Here is a 17540-nt window from a genome sequence, read left to right as displayed (position 1 = left end):
GGGGTACCAGCGAATTCGGCACTCAACGAGCCGAGACGCGGAGGTGGTCGTGCGGGAGCTGTGGGACTACCTCAGAACCCATCAGGCACAGCTGATCTTCGACTCGTACCAGCATGTCAGCGCGGTGGTGCAGAGCGTGCTGATCGCGACGGTCATCGGCGTCGCGATCGGCGTGCTGACCTACCGCAACGCCACCGCGGCCAACCTCGCCACGGCGACGTCGAGTGTGATCCTCACGGTGCCGGCGTTCGCGCTGCTCGGTCTGCTGATCCCGCTGTTCGGCCTCGGCGTGGTGCCCAGCGTGGCTGCTCTGGTGCTGTATTCGCTGCTGCCGATCATCCGGAACACGATCGTCGGGCTCAACGCCGTCGACCCCGCCCTCACCGACGCCGCGCGCGGTATCGGCATGAGCCGGATGGCGACCCTGGGACGTGTCGAACTGCGGCTGGTGTGGCCGTCGATCCTCTCTGCCATGCGGATCAGCACCCAGATGTCGATGGGTGTGCTGGCCATCGCCGCCTACGTCAAGGGTCCCGGACTCGGGAACCTGATCTTCGCCGGGCTGGCCCGGGTCGGCAGCCCCACCGCCGTCCCCATGGCGCTCACCGGAACCCTGCTGATCGTCATCCTCGCGCTCGTCCTCGACGCCGTGCTGGTGCTGATCGGCCGGCTCACCACATCGAAAGGCATTCGATGACAACACAGAACGGCGCAACGGTGACCGATCCGTCCGGGGTGCGCATCGAACTCGACCACGTGTCCAAGGTCTATCCCGGGGCCGCCGAACCCGCCGTCGACGATGCGTCGCTGGACATTCCGGCCGGTGAGATCGTCGTCTTCGTCGGACCCTCCGGGTGCGGCAAGACCACGATGATGCGGATGATCAACCGGCTCTCCGAGCCGACCTCCGGTCAGATCCGCATCGGCGACGTGGACGCGCTGTCGATCAAACCGACCGAACTGCGGCGCAAGATCGGCTACTCCATCCAGCAGGCCGGTCTGTTCCCGCACATGACCATCCGGCAGAACGTCGGCCTGGTGCCCGGGCTGCTGCGCTGGGACCGCAAACGCATCGAGTCCCGGGTCGACGAACTGCTCGACCTCGTGGGGCTCGATCCGGGGCAGTACGCCGACCGGTACCCGCGGCAGCTGTCCGGCGGTCAGCAGCAACGCGTCGGGGTGGCCCGTGCGCTGGCCGCCGACCCGCCCGTCTTGTTGATGGACGAACCCTTCGGCGCCGTCGACCCGATCACCCGCAGCACCCTGCAGGACGAATTGCTGCGCCTGCAAACCGAATTGCGCAAGACCATCGTGTTCGTCACCCACGACTTCGGGGAGGCCGTCAAGCTCGGTGACCGCATCGCGGTGCTCGGTCCCCGATCCAAGCTGCTGCAGTACGACACCCCGCAGAACATCCTGGCCAGCCCGGCCGACGACACGGTGGCCGGCTTCGTCGGCTCCGGTGCCTCCCTGCGGCAGCTCGGCCTGATGCGGATCAAGGACATCGAGTTGCGCGACCACCTCGCGGTGCACGTCGACGACTCGCTCGAGGAGGTTCGCCGGCGGCTCGCGGACAGCGACGCCGAGTGGGCGGTGATCCTCGACGACCGCGACCGGCCGGTGAAGTGGGTGCGGGAGAACCGGTTGCGCAACGCCGCGTCGGTCTCGGACGCCGCCGAGGACCTCGACGTCGTGAGCACGCACTCCACCCTCGAAGACGCCCTCGAAGCGATCCTCGCCGAACAGCACGCGTCCGCGGTGGTGACCGGGGCCGGCGGCCGGTATGCCGGACTGGTGACCCTGGAGATGCTCATCGACACGATCACCCGGCTGCGCGCGGAGGCCAACGCGGAGAACTCCGAATCGTGAGCACCGTCGCCGACCAGGCGCGGGATCGCAAGGCGCCCAGAGCCGCATCCGCCGAGCGGTTGCGGCTGCTCATCCAGCCGGCGCTCGTGCTCGTCGTCGGCGCCGCGGTGGTGTTCTGGGCGTTCAACCGCGACCTCACCGCGACGCAACAGGAGAACATCAACCCCGGCAACGTGGCGACGCTGATCTGGCAGCATCTGCTCATCACCGCCGCGGTGACGGCGATCGTGCTGGCGGTCGGTGTCCCGCTGGGCGTCCTGGTCACCCGGCCCGGCGCGAAGGCGTTGCGGCCCTTGTTCATCGGCGTGGCCAACGTCGGGCAGGCGGCGCCGGCGATCGGTCTGCTGGTGCTCCTCTTCCTGCTCACCGCGCGGACCGGCTTCTGGATCGGCGTTCTGCCGATCGCGCTGTATTCGCTGCTCCCGGTGCTCGCGAGCACCATCCTCGGCCTCGACCAGGTGGACCGCTCGTTCATCGACGCGGGACTCGGACAGGGGATGTCGCGCAGGGGCCTGCTGCTACGGGTGGAACTGCCGTTGGCGGTGCCGTACATCCTCGCCGGGATGCGCACCTCACTGGTGCTGGCCGTCGGCACCGCGACGCTGTCGTTCCTCGTCAACGCCGGGGGCCTGGGCATCCTCATCGACACCGGCTACAAGCTGCAGGACAACGTGACGCTGATCCTCGGCAGCGTGCTCGCCGTCTGCCTGGCCCTGCTGGTCGACTGGCTCGGCGGGCTCGCCGAGTTCTTCCTCAACCCGAAGGGGCTGCGATGACCGGGGATTTCGGCGTACTTCGTCGCGCCCGGCGCAACCGACGACACCGAAATCGCGTGGTGGCGCTCGCGTGCGCGATCGTCTTGGCGGTGAGCGGGTGCGGGCTCGGGTCGGGCAGCACCGTCCCGCTGATGGTGGGGCCGGGATCGATCACGCCGACGCCGGGTCTGGAGGGCGTGCCGATCACCGTCGGCTCGAAGGAGTACACCGAGCAGGTCATCCTCGGCTACATCCTCGAGTTCACGCTGATGGCGGCCGGCGCCGAGGTGCGTGACCTCACCGGCATCGTCGGCTCGCGCAGCACACGGGAGGCGCAGCTGCGGGGACAGGTCGACGTGGCCTACGAGTTCACCGGCAACGCATGGATCAACTACCTGGGCCACGAGAAGCCGATCCCGAACACCCGTGAACAGTTCGAAGCCGTGCGCGACGAGGACCTCGAGCGCAACGGCATGGTCTGGCTGGACCCCGGACCGATGGACGACACGTACGCGCTGGCGGCCAGCAAGCAGGTGGTCGAACGGACCGGGGTGCGCACCCTGTCGCAGTACGCCGAATTGGTGCGCACCAACCCCGCGGCGGCCAAGACCTGTGTCGACACCGAGTTCCGCGCGCGCCAGGACGGGTTCCCCGGGATGGCGGCCGCGTACGGTTTCGACCCGGCGCGGGCCCAGACCCCGATCCTGCAGGTCGGCATCATCTACCAGGCCACGGCCGACGGCAGGCAGTGCGACTTCGGTGAGGTCTTCACCACCGACGGTCGCATCGCGGCCCTGGACCTGACCGTGCTCACCGACGACAAACAGTTCTTCGCGCACTACAACCCCTCGGTGACGATGAAGCGCGGGTTCTTCGACGCGCATCCCGAGATCGCGGAGGTCACCGCGCCCGTCACCGCCGCCCTCACCAACGAGGCGATCATCGAGATGAACAAGCAGGTCGACGTCGAGGGGCGCGATCCGGCGATCGTCGCGCGCGACTGGATGGTCGCCAAAGGGTTCGTCACACCCGCCTGAACAGGGGTGATCCCGGGTTATATGGCGTGGGTCACAGGTCCCGCGTCGATGATCAGTCCGGCACAAACAGTGGCCTGCGACGACGTCCCGGCCGTACGTTTCCAGTGAACCGATACCGCGGGTACCGGTTAACTGACTCGAAAGGGGTGCCCAGTGTTCACACTGATCGCCATCGCCGTGGGTTTGTTCGTCCTCGTCGCCGTTCTCGGCCTGCCCTACCAGCAGTCGTGGTACGCCCGGTGGGGTGGCTCGGACCAGTGAGCGGATGCGGTGGGGTACGAATGGTGAGTGACCCCGCCGCACCCCGCGCCGACCGTCCTGCTGCTGTCGACCTCTGACACCGACCTGATCACCGCGCGCTCCAGCGGGGCGCGGTACCGCTGGGCGAATCCGTCCCGGCTGGTGACGGGCGAGCTCGACGAGCTGCTCGACGGCGCGGACGTCGTCGTCATCCGGATCCTCGGCGGCTACCGCGCCTGGCAGGACGGCATCGACACCGTCTCAGCCGCAGGGCTGCCCACCGTGGTGGTCAGTGGTGAGCAGGCCCCCGATGCGGAGTTGATGCGGCACTCCACGGTCCCGCAGGGCGCCGCGCTCCAGGCGCACGTCTACCTCGCGCAGGGCGGCGTGGACAACCTGCGCCAGCTCCATGCCTTCCTCTGCGACACGCTGCTGATGACCGGCTTCGGGTTCGCTCCGCCCGCCACCACGCCGACCTGGGGGCTGCTCGACCGCGACATCCCCGCCGTGGACGGGCCCACGGTCGCCGTCCTGTACTACCGGGCTCAGCAACTGGCCGGCAACACCGCCTACATCGAGGCCCTGTGCGACGCGATCGAGGCGCAGGGTGGGCGGCCGCTGCCGGTCTACTGCGCCTCGCTGCGCAACGCCGACCCGGAACTGGTGTCGCTGCTGGGGTCCGCGGACGCGCTGATCACCACGGTGCTCGCGGCAGGCGCGGCCACCCCTGCCGCGGCGGGCGCCGGGGGCGACGACGACAGCTGGAACGTCGCGCACCTCGCCGCGCTGGACGTGCCCATCCTTCAGGGGCTCTGCCTGACGAGTTCGCGCGCGCAGTGGCACGACAACGACGACGGCCTGTCCCCGCTCGACGTGGCCACGCAGGTCGCCGTCCCCGAGTTCGACGGCCGCGTCATCACGGTGCCGTTCTCGTTCAAGGAGATCGACAGCGAAGGGTTGACCTCCTACGTCGCCGACCCCGAACGGTGCGCCCGGGTCGCCGGCATCGCCCTGCGGCACGCGCGTCTGCGACGAATCCCCCTACAGGACAAGCGGATCGCGGTCGTGTTCTCGGCGTATCCGACCAAGCACGCGCGGATCGGCAACGCGGTCGGACTGGACACTCCGGCGAGCGCGGTGGCGTTGCTGCGGGCCATGCGGGAGGTCGGCTACAACATCGGTGAGGTGCCGGGTGTGGAGGCCGGCGATGGTGACGCGCTGATCCACGCCCTCATCGAGCGCGGCGGTCAGGACCCGGAGTGGCTCACCGACGGTCAGCTCACCGGAAACCCGGTTCGACTGTCCGCCAACGACTACCGTGCGTGGTTCGCCACGCTGCCCGCCGAACTGACCGACGCCGTCGTCGAGCACTGGGGGCCGCCGCCCGGTGAACTCTTCGTCGACCGCACCGGTGACCCCGACGGCGAGATCGTCATCGCCGCAATACAAACCGGCAACATCGTGCTGATGGTGCAGCCGCCTCGCGGATTCGGGGAGAACCCGGTCGCCATCTACCACGATCCCGATCTGCCGCCCAGCCACCACTACCTCGCGGCCTACCGCTGGATCGACTCCGGATTCGGCGCCCATGCCGTGGTGCACCTCGGTAAACACGGCAACCTCGAGTGGCTGCCCGGCAAGACGCTCGGCATGTCGGCGGCCTGCGGCACCGACGCCGCACTCGGCGATCTGCCGCTGATCTACCCGTTCCTCGTCAACGATCCGGGGGAGGGGACCCAGGCCAAGCGACGCGCCCACGCCACCCTGGTCGACCACCTCATCCCGCCGATGGCCCGGGCCGAGACCTACGGTGACATCGCCCGCCTCGAGCAACTCCTCGACGAACACGCCAACGTCTCGGCGCTCGATCCGAACAAGCTCCCCGCGGTGCGCCAACAGATCTGGACGTTGATGCGGGCGGCGAAGATGGACCACGACCTCGGTCTCGAGGAACGCCCCGACGAGGACTCGTTCGACGACATGCTGCTGCACGTCGACGGGTGGCTCTGCGAGATCAAGGACGTTCAGATCCGCGACGGGCTGCACATCCTCGGTGCGCCGCCCGCCGGCGAGGCCGAGCTGGACCTGGTGCTGGCGATCCTGCGCGCCCGCCAACTCTTCGGCGGCGAACAGACCCTGCCCGGACTGCGCCAGGCGCTCGGCCTGGCCGAGGACGGCCACGACGAGCGGATCAGCGTCGACGCCGTCGAAGCCCGGGCCCGGCACCTGGTCGCCGCGTTGCAGGCCGCCGACTGGGATCCCGCCGCGGTCGACACCATCACCGACGACCCGCAGGTCGCGGCGATCCTGCGGTTCGCCGCCACCGAGGTGGTGCCGCGGCTGGCCGGCACGGCCGCCGAGATCACCCAGGTGCTGCGCGCGCTCGACGGCCGCTACATCGCCGCCGGCCCCTCGGGGTCCCCGTTGCGGGGGTTGGTCAACGTCCTGCCGACCGGGCGCAACTTCTACTCGGTGGACCCCAAGGCCGTCCCCTCACGGCTGGCCTGGGAAACCGGTGTGGCGATGGCGGATTCGCTGCTCGACCGTTACCGCGCCGACCATGGGTCGTGGCCGCGGTCGGTCGGGCTGTCGGTGTGGGGCACCTCGGCCATGCGGACCTCCGGTGACGACATCGCCGAAGTGCTTGCGCTGCTGGGAGTTCGACCGGTGTGGGACGACGCCTCCCGCCGGGTGGTCGACCTCGAACCGATCGACCTCGCCGAACTCGGCCGGCCCCGCATCGACGTCACGGTCCGGATCTCCGGGTTCTTCCGCGACGCCTTCCCGCACGTGGTCGCGATGCTCGACGACGCCGTCACCCTGGTCGCTGGTCTCGACGAGTCCGACGAAGACAACTACGTCCGCGCCCACGCTCAGGCGGACCTCGCACAGCACGGTGACCAAAGGCGGGCCACCACACGGATCTTCGGGTCCAAGCCGGGCACCTACGGGGCGGGGCTGCTGCAGTTGATCGACAGCCGCAACTGGCGCGACGACGCCGACCTCGCCGAGGTGTACACCGCGTGGGGCGGTTTCGCCTACGGCCGGGGACTGGACGGCAGACCGGCCGCCGACGACATGAACCGCAGCTACCGGCGAATCGCGGTGGCCGCCAAGAACACCGACACCCGCGAACACGACATCGCCGACTCCGACGACTACTTTCAGTACCACGGCGGCATGGTCGCCACGGTGCGCGCGCTGACGGGCAAGGCCCCGGCCGCCTACATCGGTGACAACACCCGCCCCGACGCCGTCCGCACCCGCACGCTGTCGGAGGAGACCAACCGGGTCTTCCGCGCCCGCGTGGTGAACCCCCGCTGGATCACCGCGATGCGCAGGCACGGGTACAAGGGCGCGTTCGAGATGGCCGCAACGGTGGACTACCTGTTCGGTTACGACGCCACCGCCCACGTCATGGCGGACTGGATGTACGACCGGTTGTCACAGGAGTACGTGCTCGACGCCGAGAACCGCAAGTTCATGGAGGAATCCAATCCGTGGGCGCTGCACGGGATGGCCGAACGGTTGTTGGAGGCCGCCGGGCGCGGCATGTGGGCCGAACCCGACCCCGCCACGCTGGACGGCCTGCGTCAGGTGCTGCTGGAGACCGAAGGGGAGCTCGAGGGCTGATCCGGCGCGGTGGGGGCGGACGCCGCTAGGTTGATCACATGGCCCCCACATTCGCCGAGATCGCCGGCTCCGAGTACATCCTGCTGACCACCTTCACCAAGGACGGCCGGCCCAAGCCGACGGCGGTCTGGGCCGCACCGTCCGGCGACAAGCTCCTGGTGATCACGCAGGAGAAGTCGTGGAAGGTCAAGCGGATCCGCAACACCCGGCGCGTGACGATCGCCAAGTGCGACCGTGCGGGGAAACCGCAGAGCGAGCCGGTGGAGGCCGCGGCGACGATCCTCGACAAATCCGCCAACGCCGCGACCTACGACGCGCTCGGTGACCGGTACGGGTTGCTCGGCAAGACCTTCAACGTTTTCTCGAAGCTGCGCGGGGGCATGAAGAACAACGTGACGATCGAGATCGAGGCGGCGGCCTGACATGGCGCCCACCTTCAGAGACGTCTACGGCGAGAAGTACCTGCTGTTGACGACGTTCACCAAGGACGGCCGGCCCAAGCCCACCCCGGTGTGGGGCGTGCCCGACGGCGACAAACTGCTCATCATCACCGACGACGGGTCGTGGAAGACAAAACGCATCAACAACACCCCTCGGGTGACGATCCAGAAGTGCGGTGTGCTGGGCAAACCCAAGGGCGAACCGGTCGAGGCGGTGGCCCGCAACCTGCCGCACTCGGAGACCCGGCGGGTGTGGAACATGGTCACCAAGCGCTACTGGTGGCACGCGTGGTGGTGGGTGCCCCACGCGATCATCCGCGGTGGCGTCGACAAGCTGCACAGCGCCATCGAGGTGACCGCCGCGGCCTAATGCGTCAGGTGCTCGCCGAAGAACGCGAACACGCGCTGCCACGCGTCCTCGGTGGCCTCGGCGTGGTAGCCGAAATTCGCGATCCGCATCAGCGGCTGCGCGGGTAGCCGGTTGGCGAAGCTGTGGCCGGCGTCCGGGTAGACCTTGACGTCCGCGGGCACCCCCTTGGCCGTCACCATCTCCTGCAGTCTGTCCCCGGCATCCCTGCCCAGCGGGTCGCGTCGGCCGAAGCTGGCCACCACCGGGCACGACGCGTCGAGCGTCTCGCCGATGTGCTTGGGCAGCGGGGTCCCGTAGAACGGGGCCGAGGCGCCGAAGTTGCCGGGGCCGAGGAGCAGCGCGAACTGTCCGCCCATGCAGAACCCGGCGATCCCCACCGCACCCGAACACTGCGGCAGCCCGAGCAGGTGGTCACGGGCGGCGAGCACGTCGTCGAACGCGCGGCCGCGCTGCTGCAGCGCCTCCCGGAACACCCGGGTGATGCACCGCGCCCGGCCCCCGCGTGAGTACAGGTTCGGTGTGATCGAGACGTACCCGGCGGCCGCGATCCGCCTCGCGGTGGCCTCGTTGTCCGAGCCGGAGCCGAGCGCGTCGTGCACCACCACCACACCGGGCCAGGGGCCCTCGCCCTCGGGCATGCTCAGCAGCGCCTCGATCGGTCCGTCCGGGGCGTCGACGCGCACTGTGGTCACCGTGTTGATCATGGTTCCCGAATGTACGGAACCCACCCGGCCCCCGAGACGTTGGAGGGCTATGGCAATGCGGCTGTTCCTGCTCTACGCGGTCGTCGAGGTGGCGGTCCTCGTGGCGCTCGTCTCGACCGTCGGTCTGGGGTGGGCGCTCCTGATCTCCCTGGCGGCCTTCGCGCTGGGCCTCATGCTCGCCGGATCGCAACTCAAGCGGCAGCTGCAGCGCCTGCGCTCGGGTCTGACGGCGACGACGGCCCAGGGGGCGGTCACCGACAGCGCCCTGGTCGCGCTGGGCACCGTGCTCGTCGTCCTCCCCGGGCTCGCCAGCTCGGTGGTCGGGGCGCTCCTGCTGCTGCCGCCGACGCGGGCGGCCGCCCGTCCAGTGGTGACCGCGCTGGCGGCCCGCCGGTTCGGGCCCGGGATGCCGATCGTCGTGACCGGTATGTCCGCCCGACCCCGCCGCGCGGACTACATCGACGGTGAGGTCGTCGACGTCGTCGACGTACAACCCCCTGCGGTGGAGCGCCGGGTCGACTGACCCGGCTAGTCTGTCGGCTCCGTGACGACACTGCTGCTCAACGGGCGGGTGCACAGCCCCGCCCAACCCGATGCCACCGCCATCGCCGTACGCGACGGCACCGTGGCGTGGGTCGGCAGCGACGACGTCGGACGCGCCCAGTTCCCACAGGCCGAGGTCGTCGACCTCGACGGCGGCTTCGTGGCGCCGGCGTTCGTCGACAGCCACGTCCACGTCACCGCCACCGGTCTGACGCTCATCGGCCTCGATCTGCGCCACGCCACCTCACTGCGCCACTGCCTCGACCTGCTCGCCGAGCAGGCGCGGATCCACCCGGACGGGGTCATCTGGGGGCACGGCTGGGACGAATCCGGATGGCCCGAGCCCACCGCGCCGAGCACCGACGATCTCGACGCCGCGGTGGGGCGGCGGGCGGCGTACCTCGCGCGGGTCGACGTCCACTCCGCGGCCGCCTCGACCGCGCTGCGGGACCGTGTGCCCGGGCTGGCCGACGCCGCGGGACACCACCCGCAGCGGCCCCTGACCGCCGACGCGCACCACCTCGTGCGCGCCGCCGCACGCGCACTGCTGACGGCAGCCCAGCGTGGACAGGCCCGCCGGGCCGCATTGGACGCCGCCGCCGCCCACGGCATCGTCGCGGTGCACGAGTGCGCGGGGCCCCAGATCGGCGGTCTCGAGGACTGGCGGGAACTGCGTGAGACCCGGCACGGGGTGGAGGTCGTCGGGTACTGGGGTGAGGCCGTCACCGACGCCGACGAGGCCCGTGCTCTCGTCGACCGCACCGGCGCCCGCGGTCTGGCGGGGGACCTGTTCGTCGACGGCGCGCTCGGCTCACGCACTGCGTGGCTGACCCGGCCCTACGACGACGCGCCGGAGCAGTGCGGCAACACCTACCTCGACGAGGGCGCCGTCGCGGCCCATCTGCACGCCTGCACCCAGGCCGGCGTCACCGCCGGATTCCATGTCATCGGCGACGCCGCCGTCGGTGCGGTGGTGTCCGCACTCGGGCGGGTGGTCGAGCGGTTCGGCGCGCCCGCGGTGGCCCGGTGCGGGCACCGCCTCGAACATCTGGAGATGGTCACCCCCGAGCAGGCGGCCCAGCTCGGATCATGGGGTGTGGTCGCCAGCATGCAACCGCACTTCGACGATCTGTGGGGCGGTCCGGACGGTATGTACGCCCAGCGCCTGGGCCGGGATCGAGCCGCCGGGCTCAACCCGTTCGCGCTGTTAGCATCCCATGGCGTGCCACTCGCGTTCGGCTCCGACAGCCCCGTCACCGGCATCGACCCCTGGTCGACGGTGCGGGCGGCGAGTCGCCATCGGACCCCGGGCAGTGCGATCTCGCTGCGCGCCTCGTTCGCCGCCGCCACCCGCGGCGCCTGGCGGGCGGCCGGGGTCCGCGACGGCGTCACCGGCACCCTGGTACCCGGCGCCCCGGCGTCCTATGCGGTGTGGGAGGCCGGCGAGCTGGCCGTCAGCGCACCCGCCGACTCCGTCCAGCGCTGGTCGACCGACCCGCGCTCCCGGGTGCCGGCGCTACCGCGACTCGAACCCGGAGACGCGCCGCCGCGCTGCCGCCAGACGGTGCACCGAGGTGTCGTCATCCATGGGTGACGCGCCGCGCGGCCGGATGGCGGGCCTGGCGCCCCGGCTCCGTCGCTTCCCGCAGGCGGTCGTGGACCGGATGTGGCACCTGGTCGCGGCGATCGCCGGCGGCCTGCTGCTCTGCGTGAGCTTCCCGCCGTTCGGGTGGTGGTACTGCGCGTTCCTCTCGGCTGCGCTGCTGGCGTGGGTGCTGCGCAGCGGGTCGACGACGCGCGCGGGCGGCTTCGGGTACGGCTACCTCTTCGGGTTGGCGTTCTACATTCCGCTGCTGCCGTGGATCAGCGGCCTGGTCGGCGCGTTGCCGTGGCTGGCGCTGGCCGCGGTCGAGGCGCTCTTCCCGGCATTGTTCGGGCTCGCCGCGGTGACGGCGCGCCGGCTGCCCGGCTGGCCGCTGTGGTTCGCCGCGCTGTGGGCGGTGCAGGAGTGGCTGAAGTCCAGCGTGCCGTTCGGGGGCTTCCCGTGGGGTGTGGTGGCGTTCGGTCAGACCGACGGTCCGCTGCTGTCGCTGGTCCGCGTCGGCGGCGCGCCGCTGCTGTCGTTCGCGGTGATGCTCGCCGGATTCGCGGTGGCGGCGCTGGTCGACGAGATCGTGCGGTGGATTCGCGGACACGACGGGCGGCCCGCCCATGTCGCGGCGCCGCCCGCGGTCGTCCTGCCGGGAGCGGTCATCGCGGTGGTGCTGCTCGGGACCGCCGTCATCTGGCCGCAGGTGCGGCACTCGGCGACGGGCGCCGTCGACGACCAGCCGGTGACCGTCGCTGCGGTGCAGGGCAACGTGCCACGGCTGGGGCTCGACTTCAACGCCCAGCGCCGCGCGGTCCTCGACAACCACGTCGAGGAGACGCTGCGGCTGGCGCAGGACGTGCGCGCGGGCCGGGCGGCGCAGCCGATGTTCGTGGTGTGGCCGGAGAACTCCTCGGACATCGATCCACTGGCCAACCCGGACGCCGCCGAGCAGATCTCGGCGGCCGCCTCGGCGATCAACGCGCCGATCCTGGTCGGCGCCGTCGTCCGCACGCCCGACCACACCCCGGACAATCCGGTCTCGACCAACACGGTGCTGGTGTGGAATCCGGCCACGGGTCCCGGCGACCGCCACGACAAGCGGATCGTGCAGCCGTTCGGCGAATACCTGCCCTGGCGCGGCTTCTTCAGCAAGCTCTCGCCGTACGCCGACCGGGCGGGCTACTTCATCCCCGGCGACGGCAGCGGTGTCGTGAACGCGGCCGGTGTGCCCGTCGGGATCACCACCTGCTGGGAGGTCATCTTCGACCGCGCCGCCCGGGAATCGGTGCGCAACGGGGCACAGGTGCTCGCGGTGCCCACCAACAACGCCACGTTCGACGAGGCCATGAGCCGCCAGCAACTCGCCTTCGCCAGACTGCGCGCCGTCGAACACGACCGGTACGCGGTCGTCGCCGGAACCACCGGGATCAGCGCGGTCATCGCGCCGGACGGCCGGGACCTCGCGCGAACGGAGTTCTTCGAACCCGCCTACCTCGACACCCAGATCCGGCTCAAGACCGACATCACGCCCGCCACCCGATGGGGTCCGCTGGTGCAGGGGCTGCTGCTGATCGCCGGGGTGGGCGCCGTGATCGCCGCCATACTGCACAATGGGAATTTCGTGCCCACGAGGGTGGTGCAGAGGTCGCGGCGGCGGCGAACCGCGACCCCGGACCGGGAAGACCGGTCCGCAGCACGCAGCAGCAGCAACGAAGGAGCCTCATGAGCGACCCGGCGGCGCAAGCGCAACGCCCGGCCGGCGCGGACATCCGCCCGAGCCAGCGGACGCTGGTCATCATCCCGACGTACAACGAGCGGGAGAACCTGCCGCTGATCGTCGACCGGGTGCACAAGGCGTGTCCGCAGGTGCACATCCTCGTGGTCGACGACGGCAGCCCCGACGGCACAGGTCAGCTCGCCGACGAGTTGGCGCTGACCGATCCGGACCGGATGCACGTCATGCACCGCACCAGCAAGGACGGGCTGGGTGCGGCGTATCTGGCCGGCTTCGCGTGGGGGCTCGGCCGCGGCTACTCGGTACTGGTCGAGATGGACGCCGACGGCAGCCACGCGCCCGAACAGCTGCATCGGCTCCTCGACGCCGTCGACTCGGGCGCCGACCTGGCGATCGGCTCGCGGTACGTTCCCGGCGGCACCATCCGTAACTGGCCGCGCCGCCGCTACGCGCTGTCGAAGACGGCCAACACCTACGCCCGGGTGCTGCTCGGGGTGGACATCCACGACATCACGGCCGGCTACCGCGCGTACCGGCGTGAGGTGCTCGAGAAGATCGACCTGTCCGCGGTCGATTCCAAGGGTTACTGCTTCCAGATCGACCTGACCTGGCGGACCATCAACAACGGGTTTGTCGTCGTCGAGGTGCCGATCACGTTCAGCGAGCGTGAACTGGGCCAGTCCAAGATGAGCGGGTCGAACATCCGCGAGGCCATGCTCAAGGTCGCGGACTGGGGAATCCGCGGGCGCTTCGACCGCGCCCGCGGACTGGAATACCGGCGCTAGCCGGCGCTCAGCTGCCGCGCCGCTTCGACTTGATCAGATCGAGGCGCTCCTTGAGCAGTTCCTCGAGCTCCTCGACGCTGCGGCGCTCGAGCAGCATGTCCCAGTGGGTACGCGGCGGCTTGACCTTCTTCGGCTCGGGGACGTCACCCTCGATCAGGGTGCCTTCCAGTCCGTTGCGGCAGAGCCACGTGCCGGGGATCTCGGCGTCGTCGGCGAACGGGACGTCGAACTCCTCGCCGTTGTCGGTGCGGTAGCGAGCGACCTGACGCGGCGCCAGGTCGTGGTTGCGGTCGGTCTCGTAGCTCACAGCTCCGAGGCGACTGCCTCTCAGGACACGATCAGCCATCGTCGAACACTCCTCATCGAAAGATTCTTGCCGGATTATCAACGCGGCGGAGCCACGAACGGTTCCCGACTCGACCCTCCATGCTACCGGGATCGGCGGGGTGACCCGTCTACAGTCTGATTTCGTGGAGACCGCGAGCAGACGGCGTACCCGGCCCCAGCCGTGCCGTTGGTGTGGCCGCGAGGTCGCCGATGCCGGTCTGGGGCGTCGCCGTCAGTACTGCAGGCAGTCGTGCAGGCAGCGCGCCTACGAACAGCGCGCGATGGTGCGGGGGACCTCGCTGTCGCCGGACGCGGTCGTGCTGACCGCCGAGGAGGCCGCGCTGCTGGCCGACCGGGTGTTCGAGGTGCGCTGCGCGGCCGAGGACGTCGCGACGGCGATCGACGAAGGCGCCGGATCCGACGAGCTGCGCCAGCTGTGCGATGCGCTGATGCGCGCGGCCAAAGCCGCCGACGGCTGGCGGTAGGTTTTCGCGTCCGCGCCCCGGGTAACCGGCCGCGGTGGTTGGAGAAGACAAGCGCTCGAACGAGTTGTGTGAAACCGCCCGGCGGGTGTTCGGCTGGGAGGAACTGCACCCCGAGCAGCTCGAGGCGATGGAGGCCGTGCTGGCGGGCCGCGACGTGGTGGCGGTGCTGCCGACCGGGTCCGGTAAGTCCGCGATCTATCAGGTCCCCGCGGTGCTGCTCGACGGCGCGACCGTGGTCGTCTCGCCACTGATCGCGCTGCAGCAGGACCAGATCGCCGGGCTGGCCGACACCCGCGCGCCCGAGGCCGTGGCGATCCACTCCCAGCAGCGGTCGACGGTCACCGAGCACAACTGGGAGGCCGTCAGCAGCAACGAGGCCGAGTACATCTTCGTCTCGCCCGAACAGCTCGCCAACGAGCGGGTGGTGTCCCGGCTCGCCGAGGCGTCGGTGTCTCTGATCGTCGTCGACGAAGCGCACTGTGTCTCGGCGTGGGGACACGACTTCCGCCCGGACTACCTGCGACTGGCCGACGCGTTCGCCCAGTTCGGCAAGGGGGCGCCGGTGGTGGCGCTCACCGCTACGGCGTCGGTGGTGGTGCGCCGCGAGATCGTCGAGCGGCTCGCGCTGCGCGACCCCCTGATGGTGGTGGGCGGCTTCGACCGGCCCAACCTGAGCCTCGAGGTGCAGCAGTTCGTCCGCGACGCCGACAAGCGCGCCGCGGTGGTGGACACCGTCGTCGACCTCGAGGCTCCCGGGCTGCTCTACACCGCCACCCGCAAGGACGCCGAGCGCTACGCCGGTGCGCTGGGCGAGCGCGGCGTCCGCGCCGCGGTCTACCACGCCGGACTGGCGGCCGCGGACCGTGAGACCGTCCACGAGGGTTTCCGCAACGACGACGTCGACGTGGTCGTGGCCACCTCGGCGTTCGGCATGGGGATCGACAAACCCAACGTGCGGTTCGTCGTGCACGCGTCGGTGCCCGATTCGCTGGACTCGTACTACCAGCAGATCGGCCGGGCCGGGCGCGACGGTGAGACGGCGCGCGTGGTGCTCTTCTACCGCGCCGAGGATCGGGGGCTGGCCCGGTTCTTCACCACCCACCGTCCCGACGGCGACCTCATCGAAGCCGTCTACCGGGCGCTCGCCACCGACCGGCCCACGCGGCTCAAGACGCTGCGCGAACGACTCGACGTGCGGGGACGCCGCCTGACCAACGCGATCAACCTCCTCGAACAGGCGGATGCGATCCGGTCGACCCGAAAAGGGTTCCTCGCCAACGGGATCCCACCCCGCGATGCGGTGGCTGCCGCGACCGAGGTGGTCGAGGCGCGAGAGCGCGTGGACCGCAGCCGCGTCGAGATGATGCGGGGTTACGCCGAATCGAGGCCCTGTCGTCGGCAGTTCCTGCTCACCTACTTCGGTCAGCCGCTGCCCGAACCGTGCGGCAACTGCGACCGCTGTCGCGACGGCGAGGGCGCGGACGACGCGGACACCGCGACAGAGTCGGCCATCCCGGTCAACACCGCGGTGGCGCACCGGGAGTGGGGCGACGGTGTGGTGATCGGCGGTGACACCGACCGCGTCACCGTCCTGTTCGAGGACTACGGCTATCGCACTCTGGCCATGTCGGCGGTCACGGAGAACGACCTGCTCACGACGCTCTGAATCGCGCTCGACGCGCTGTCATCGGGCGCGTGACGTCGTACCATGAGGCGACCCCACACCGAGATAGGCAGCCGTGGCTCCGTCACCGCCCGAATCCATCCCGGCCACCACCGGTGGCGCGGTGCACCGTGGCGTCTGGCGGTTCGGCGACTTCACGCTCGACACGCTCCGCTACGAATTACGTTGCGGCGCACAGGTGATCAGAGTGGAACCACAGGTGTTCGACGTGCTCACCCACCTGGTGGCCAACCATGACCGGTTCGTCAGCAAGGAAGAGCTGTTCGACACGGTGTGGGGTGGACGCTTCGTCGGCGAGGCCGCGCTGACCAGCCGGATCAAGGCCGCCCGCCGGGCGCTCGGGGACGACGGGGAGTCGCAGCGCTTCATCCGCACGGTGCGCGGTCGCGGCTACCAGTTCGTCGCCGCCATCCTGTCGGACGCGCCGGCGCCTCCGCCGCCCTCGGCTGAGGTCCTGCCCCCGCCCACCGAGGTCGCCCCGCGCCAGCACATCGCGTTCTGCCGCGCCGCCGACGGCGTCCGGTTGGCGTACGCGGTCTCCGGTGAGGGCCCGCCGCTCGTCCGGGCCGCCAACTGGATGACCCACCTCGGCTACGACATCGAGAGCCCGGTCTGGCGGCACTGGGTCCGCGAGTTCTCGCAGCGCCATTCGTTCATCCGCTACGACGAGCGCGGGTGCGGACTGTCCGACTGGGAGGTCGAGGATTTCACCTTCGACGCCTGGGTGACCGACCTCGAGTCGGTGGTCGAGGCGCTGGGGCTGGAGCGGTTCCCGCTGATGGGGGTCTCCCAGGGCGGTGCGGTGGCCGTGGCCTATGCCGCCCGGCATCCCGAGCGGGTCAGCCGGCTGGTGCTCGCAGGCGCCTACGCGAAAGGCCGTGCGGTGCGGGCGATCGACGACGACGAGAGACGCGCCGCCTCCCTGGACCTCGAGCTCGCCCGGGTCGGGTGGGGACGTGACGACCCGGCCTTCCGTCAGGTGTTCGCCGCACAGTTCCTGCCTGACGGTACGCGGGCCGACTGGGCGGCGTTCGACCAGCTGCAGCGCCGCACCACCTCGCCGGAGAACGCCGTGCGCTTCCTCACCGAATTCGGGCGCATCGACGTCTGCGACGAGGCCCGGGAAGTGAAGTGCCCGACCCTCGTCCTGCACTCGCGCGACGATCATCGGGTGCCGGTGCGCTTCGGCGAGGAGCTGGCCGCGCTGATCCCCGACGCACGGGTGGTGCGCCTGCACAGCAACAACCACCTGCTGACGGGCGCAGAACCCGCATGGCAGGTGTTCTGCGCCGAGGCCGGGGCGTTCCTGGCCGACTGATCTCCACCCAATCTCCACCGATTC

General features: G+C 70.3%; 16 protein-coding genes. 14 read left to right on the top strand and 2 right to left on the bottom strand.

What is annotated here, in order from left to right:
* Positions 1-49 precede the first annotated feature (49 nt).
* The 7 genes from AU196_RS02745 (at position 50) to AU196_RS02715 (ending at position 8344) form a co-directional block, all read left to right on the top strand.
* Complete coding sequence (locus AU196_RS02745) at positions 50-697, top strand: ABC transporter permease (RefSeq protein WP_157530998.1); 648 nt, start codon at positions 50-52, stop codon at positions 695-697.
* Entirely contained in the window at positions 694-1869 is a 1176-nt protein-coding gene (locus AU196_RS02740; RefSeq protein ID WP_059093542.1) for an ATP-binding cassette domain-containing protein, read from the top strand. The genes AU196_RS02745 and AU196_RS02740 overlap by 4 nt, the downstream gene beginning before the upstream one ends.
* Positions 1866-2645, top strand: coding sequence for an ABC transporter permease (locus tag AU196_RS02735; RefSeq protein ID WP_059093541.1), 780 nt, complete (start codon positions 1866-1868; stop codon positions 2643-2645). Before AU196_RS02740 ends, AU196_RS02735 begins: the two co-directional genes overlap by 4 nt.
* Positions 2642-3661: a glycine betaine ABC transporter substrate-binding protein gene (locus AU196_RS02730; RefSeq protein ID WP_059093540.1), complete on the top strand. Its 1020-nt coding sequence runs from the start codon at positions 2642-2644 to the stop codon at positions 3659-3661. Before AU196_RS02735 ends, AU196_RS02730 begins: the two co-directional genes overlap by 4 nt.
* A 288-nt stretch (positions 3662-3949) precedes the next feature.
* The gene (gene cobN / locus AU196_RS02725; protein ID WP_059093539.1) at positions 3950-7534 is read left to right on the top strand and encodes a cobaltochelatase subunit CobN; all 3585 of its coding nucleotides are present in this window, start codon (positions 3950-3952) and stop codon (positions 7532-7534) included.
* A 38-nt stretch (positions 7535-7572) separates the two neighbouring features.
* A complete protein-coding gene (locus AU196_RS02720; RefSeq protein WP_059093538.1) occupies positions 7573-7956 on the top strand; it encodes a PPOX class F420-dependent oxidoreductase in 384 nt (127 codons plus the stop codon).
* A gap of 1 nt (position 7957) precedes the next feature.
* On the top strand, positions 7958-8344 hold the full coding sequence (locus AU196_RS02715) for a PPOX class F420-dependent oxidoreductase (protein ID WP_059093537.1): 387 nt from the start codon (positions 7958-7960) through the stop codon (positions 8342-8344).
* On the opposite strand, the gene AU196_RS02710 is transcribed toward AU196_RS02715, so the two are convergent.
* Positions 8341-9036: a dienelactone hydrolase family protein gene (locus tag AU196_RS02710; RefSeq protein WP_197415684.1), complete on the bottom strand. Its 696-nt coding sequence runs from the start codon at positions 9034-9036 to the stop codon at positions 8341-8343. The genes AU196_RS02715 and AU196_RS02710 overlap by 4 nt on opposite strands.
* A gap of 61 nt (positions 9037-9097) precedes the next feature.
* Between AU196_RS02710 and AU196_RS02705 the strand changes: the two genes are divergently transcribed.
* Genes AU196_RS02705 through AU196_RS02690 form a run of 4 tightly spaced genes read left to right on the top strand, consistent with a single transcriptional unit; the run spans position 9098 to position 13702 of the window.
* Positions 9098-9571: an FxsA family protein gene (locus AU196_RS02705; protein WP_059093536.1), complete on the top strand. Its 474-nt coding sequence runs from the start codon at positions 9098-9100 to the stop codon at positions 9569-9571.
* 21 nt (positions 9572-9592) lie between these two features.
* Positions 9593-11185, top strand: a complete 1593-nt coding sequence (locus tag AU196_RS02700) for an amidohydrolase (RefSeq protein WP_059093535.1) — start codon at positions 9593-9595, stop codon at positions 11183-11185.
* Positions 11178-12908 (top strand): apolipoprotein N-acyltransferase, encoded by a 1731-nt coding sequence (lnt, locus tag AU196_RS02695; protein WP_059093534.1) that lies wholly within the window; start codon positions 11178-11180, stop codon positions 12906-12908. Before AU196_RS02700 ends, lnt begins: the two co-directional genes overlap by 8 nt.
* Complete coding sequence (locus AU196_RS02690) at positions 12905-13702, top strand: polyprenol monophosphomannose synthase (protein ID WP_059093533.1); 798 nt, start codon at positions 12905-12907, stop codon at positions 13700-13702. The genes lnt and AU196_RS02690 overlap by 4 nt, the downstream gene beginning before the upstream one ends.
* Positions 13703-13709: 7 nt before the next feature.
* On the opposite strand, the gene rbpA is transcribed toward AU196_RS02690, so the two are convergent.
* Complete coding sequence (gene rbpA / locus AU196_RS02685) at positions 13710-14048, bottom strand: RNA polymerase-binding protein RbpA (protein WP_059093532.1); 339 nt, start codon at positions 14046-14048, stop codon at positions 13710-13712.
* 124 nt (positions 14049-14172) lie between these two features.
* Between rbpA and AU196_RS02680 the strand changes: the two genes are divergently transcribed.
* From AU196_RS02680 to AU196_RS02670, 3 genes are all read left to right on the top strand, one after another.
* Complete coding sequence (locus AU196_RS02680) at positions 14173-14514, top strand: hypothetical protein (protein WP_231737303.1); 342 nt, start codon at positions 14173-14175, stop codon at positions 14512-14514.
* A gap of 34 nt (positions 14515-14548) precedes the next feature.
* Entirely contained in the window at positions 14549-16180 is a 1632-nt protein-coding gene (locus AU196_RS02675) for a RecQ family ATP-dependent DNA helicase (RefSeq protein WP_059093530.1), read from the top strand.
* Between the two features lie 73 nt (positions 16181-16253).
* The gene (locus AU196_RS02670; RefSeq protein WP_059093529.1) at positions 16254-17516 is read left to right on the top strand and encodes an alpha/beta hydrolase; all 1263 of its coding nucleotides are present in this window, start codon (positions 16254-16256) and stop codon (positions 17514-17516) included.
* The last annotated feature ends 24 nt before the right edge of the window (positions 17517-17540 follow it).

Origin of the sequence: Mycobacterium sp. IS-1742 (assembly GCF_001500125.1) — a bacterium.
In the GTDB taxonomy this organism is placed as follows: domain Bacteria; phylum Actinomycetota; class Actinomycetes; order Mycobacteriales; family Mycobacteriaceae; genus Mycobacterium.
Note: the sequence above shows the minus strand (reverse complement) of the source record. Positions and strands in the feature narration are given on the sequence as shown.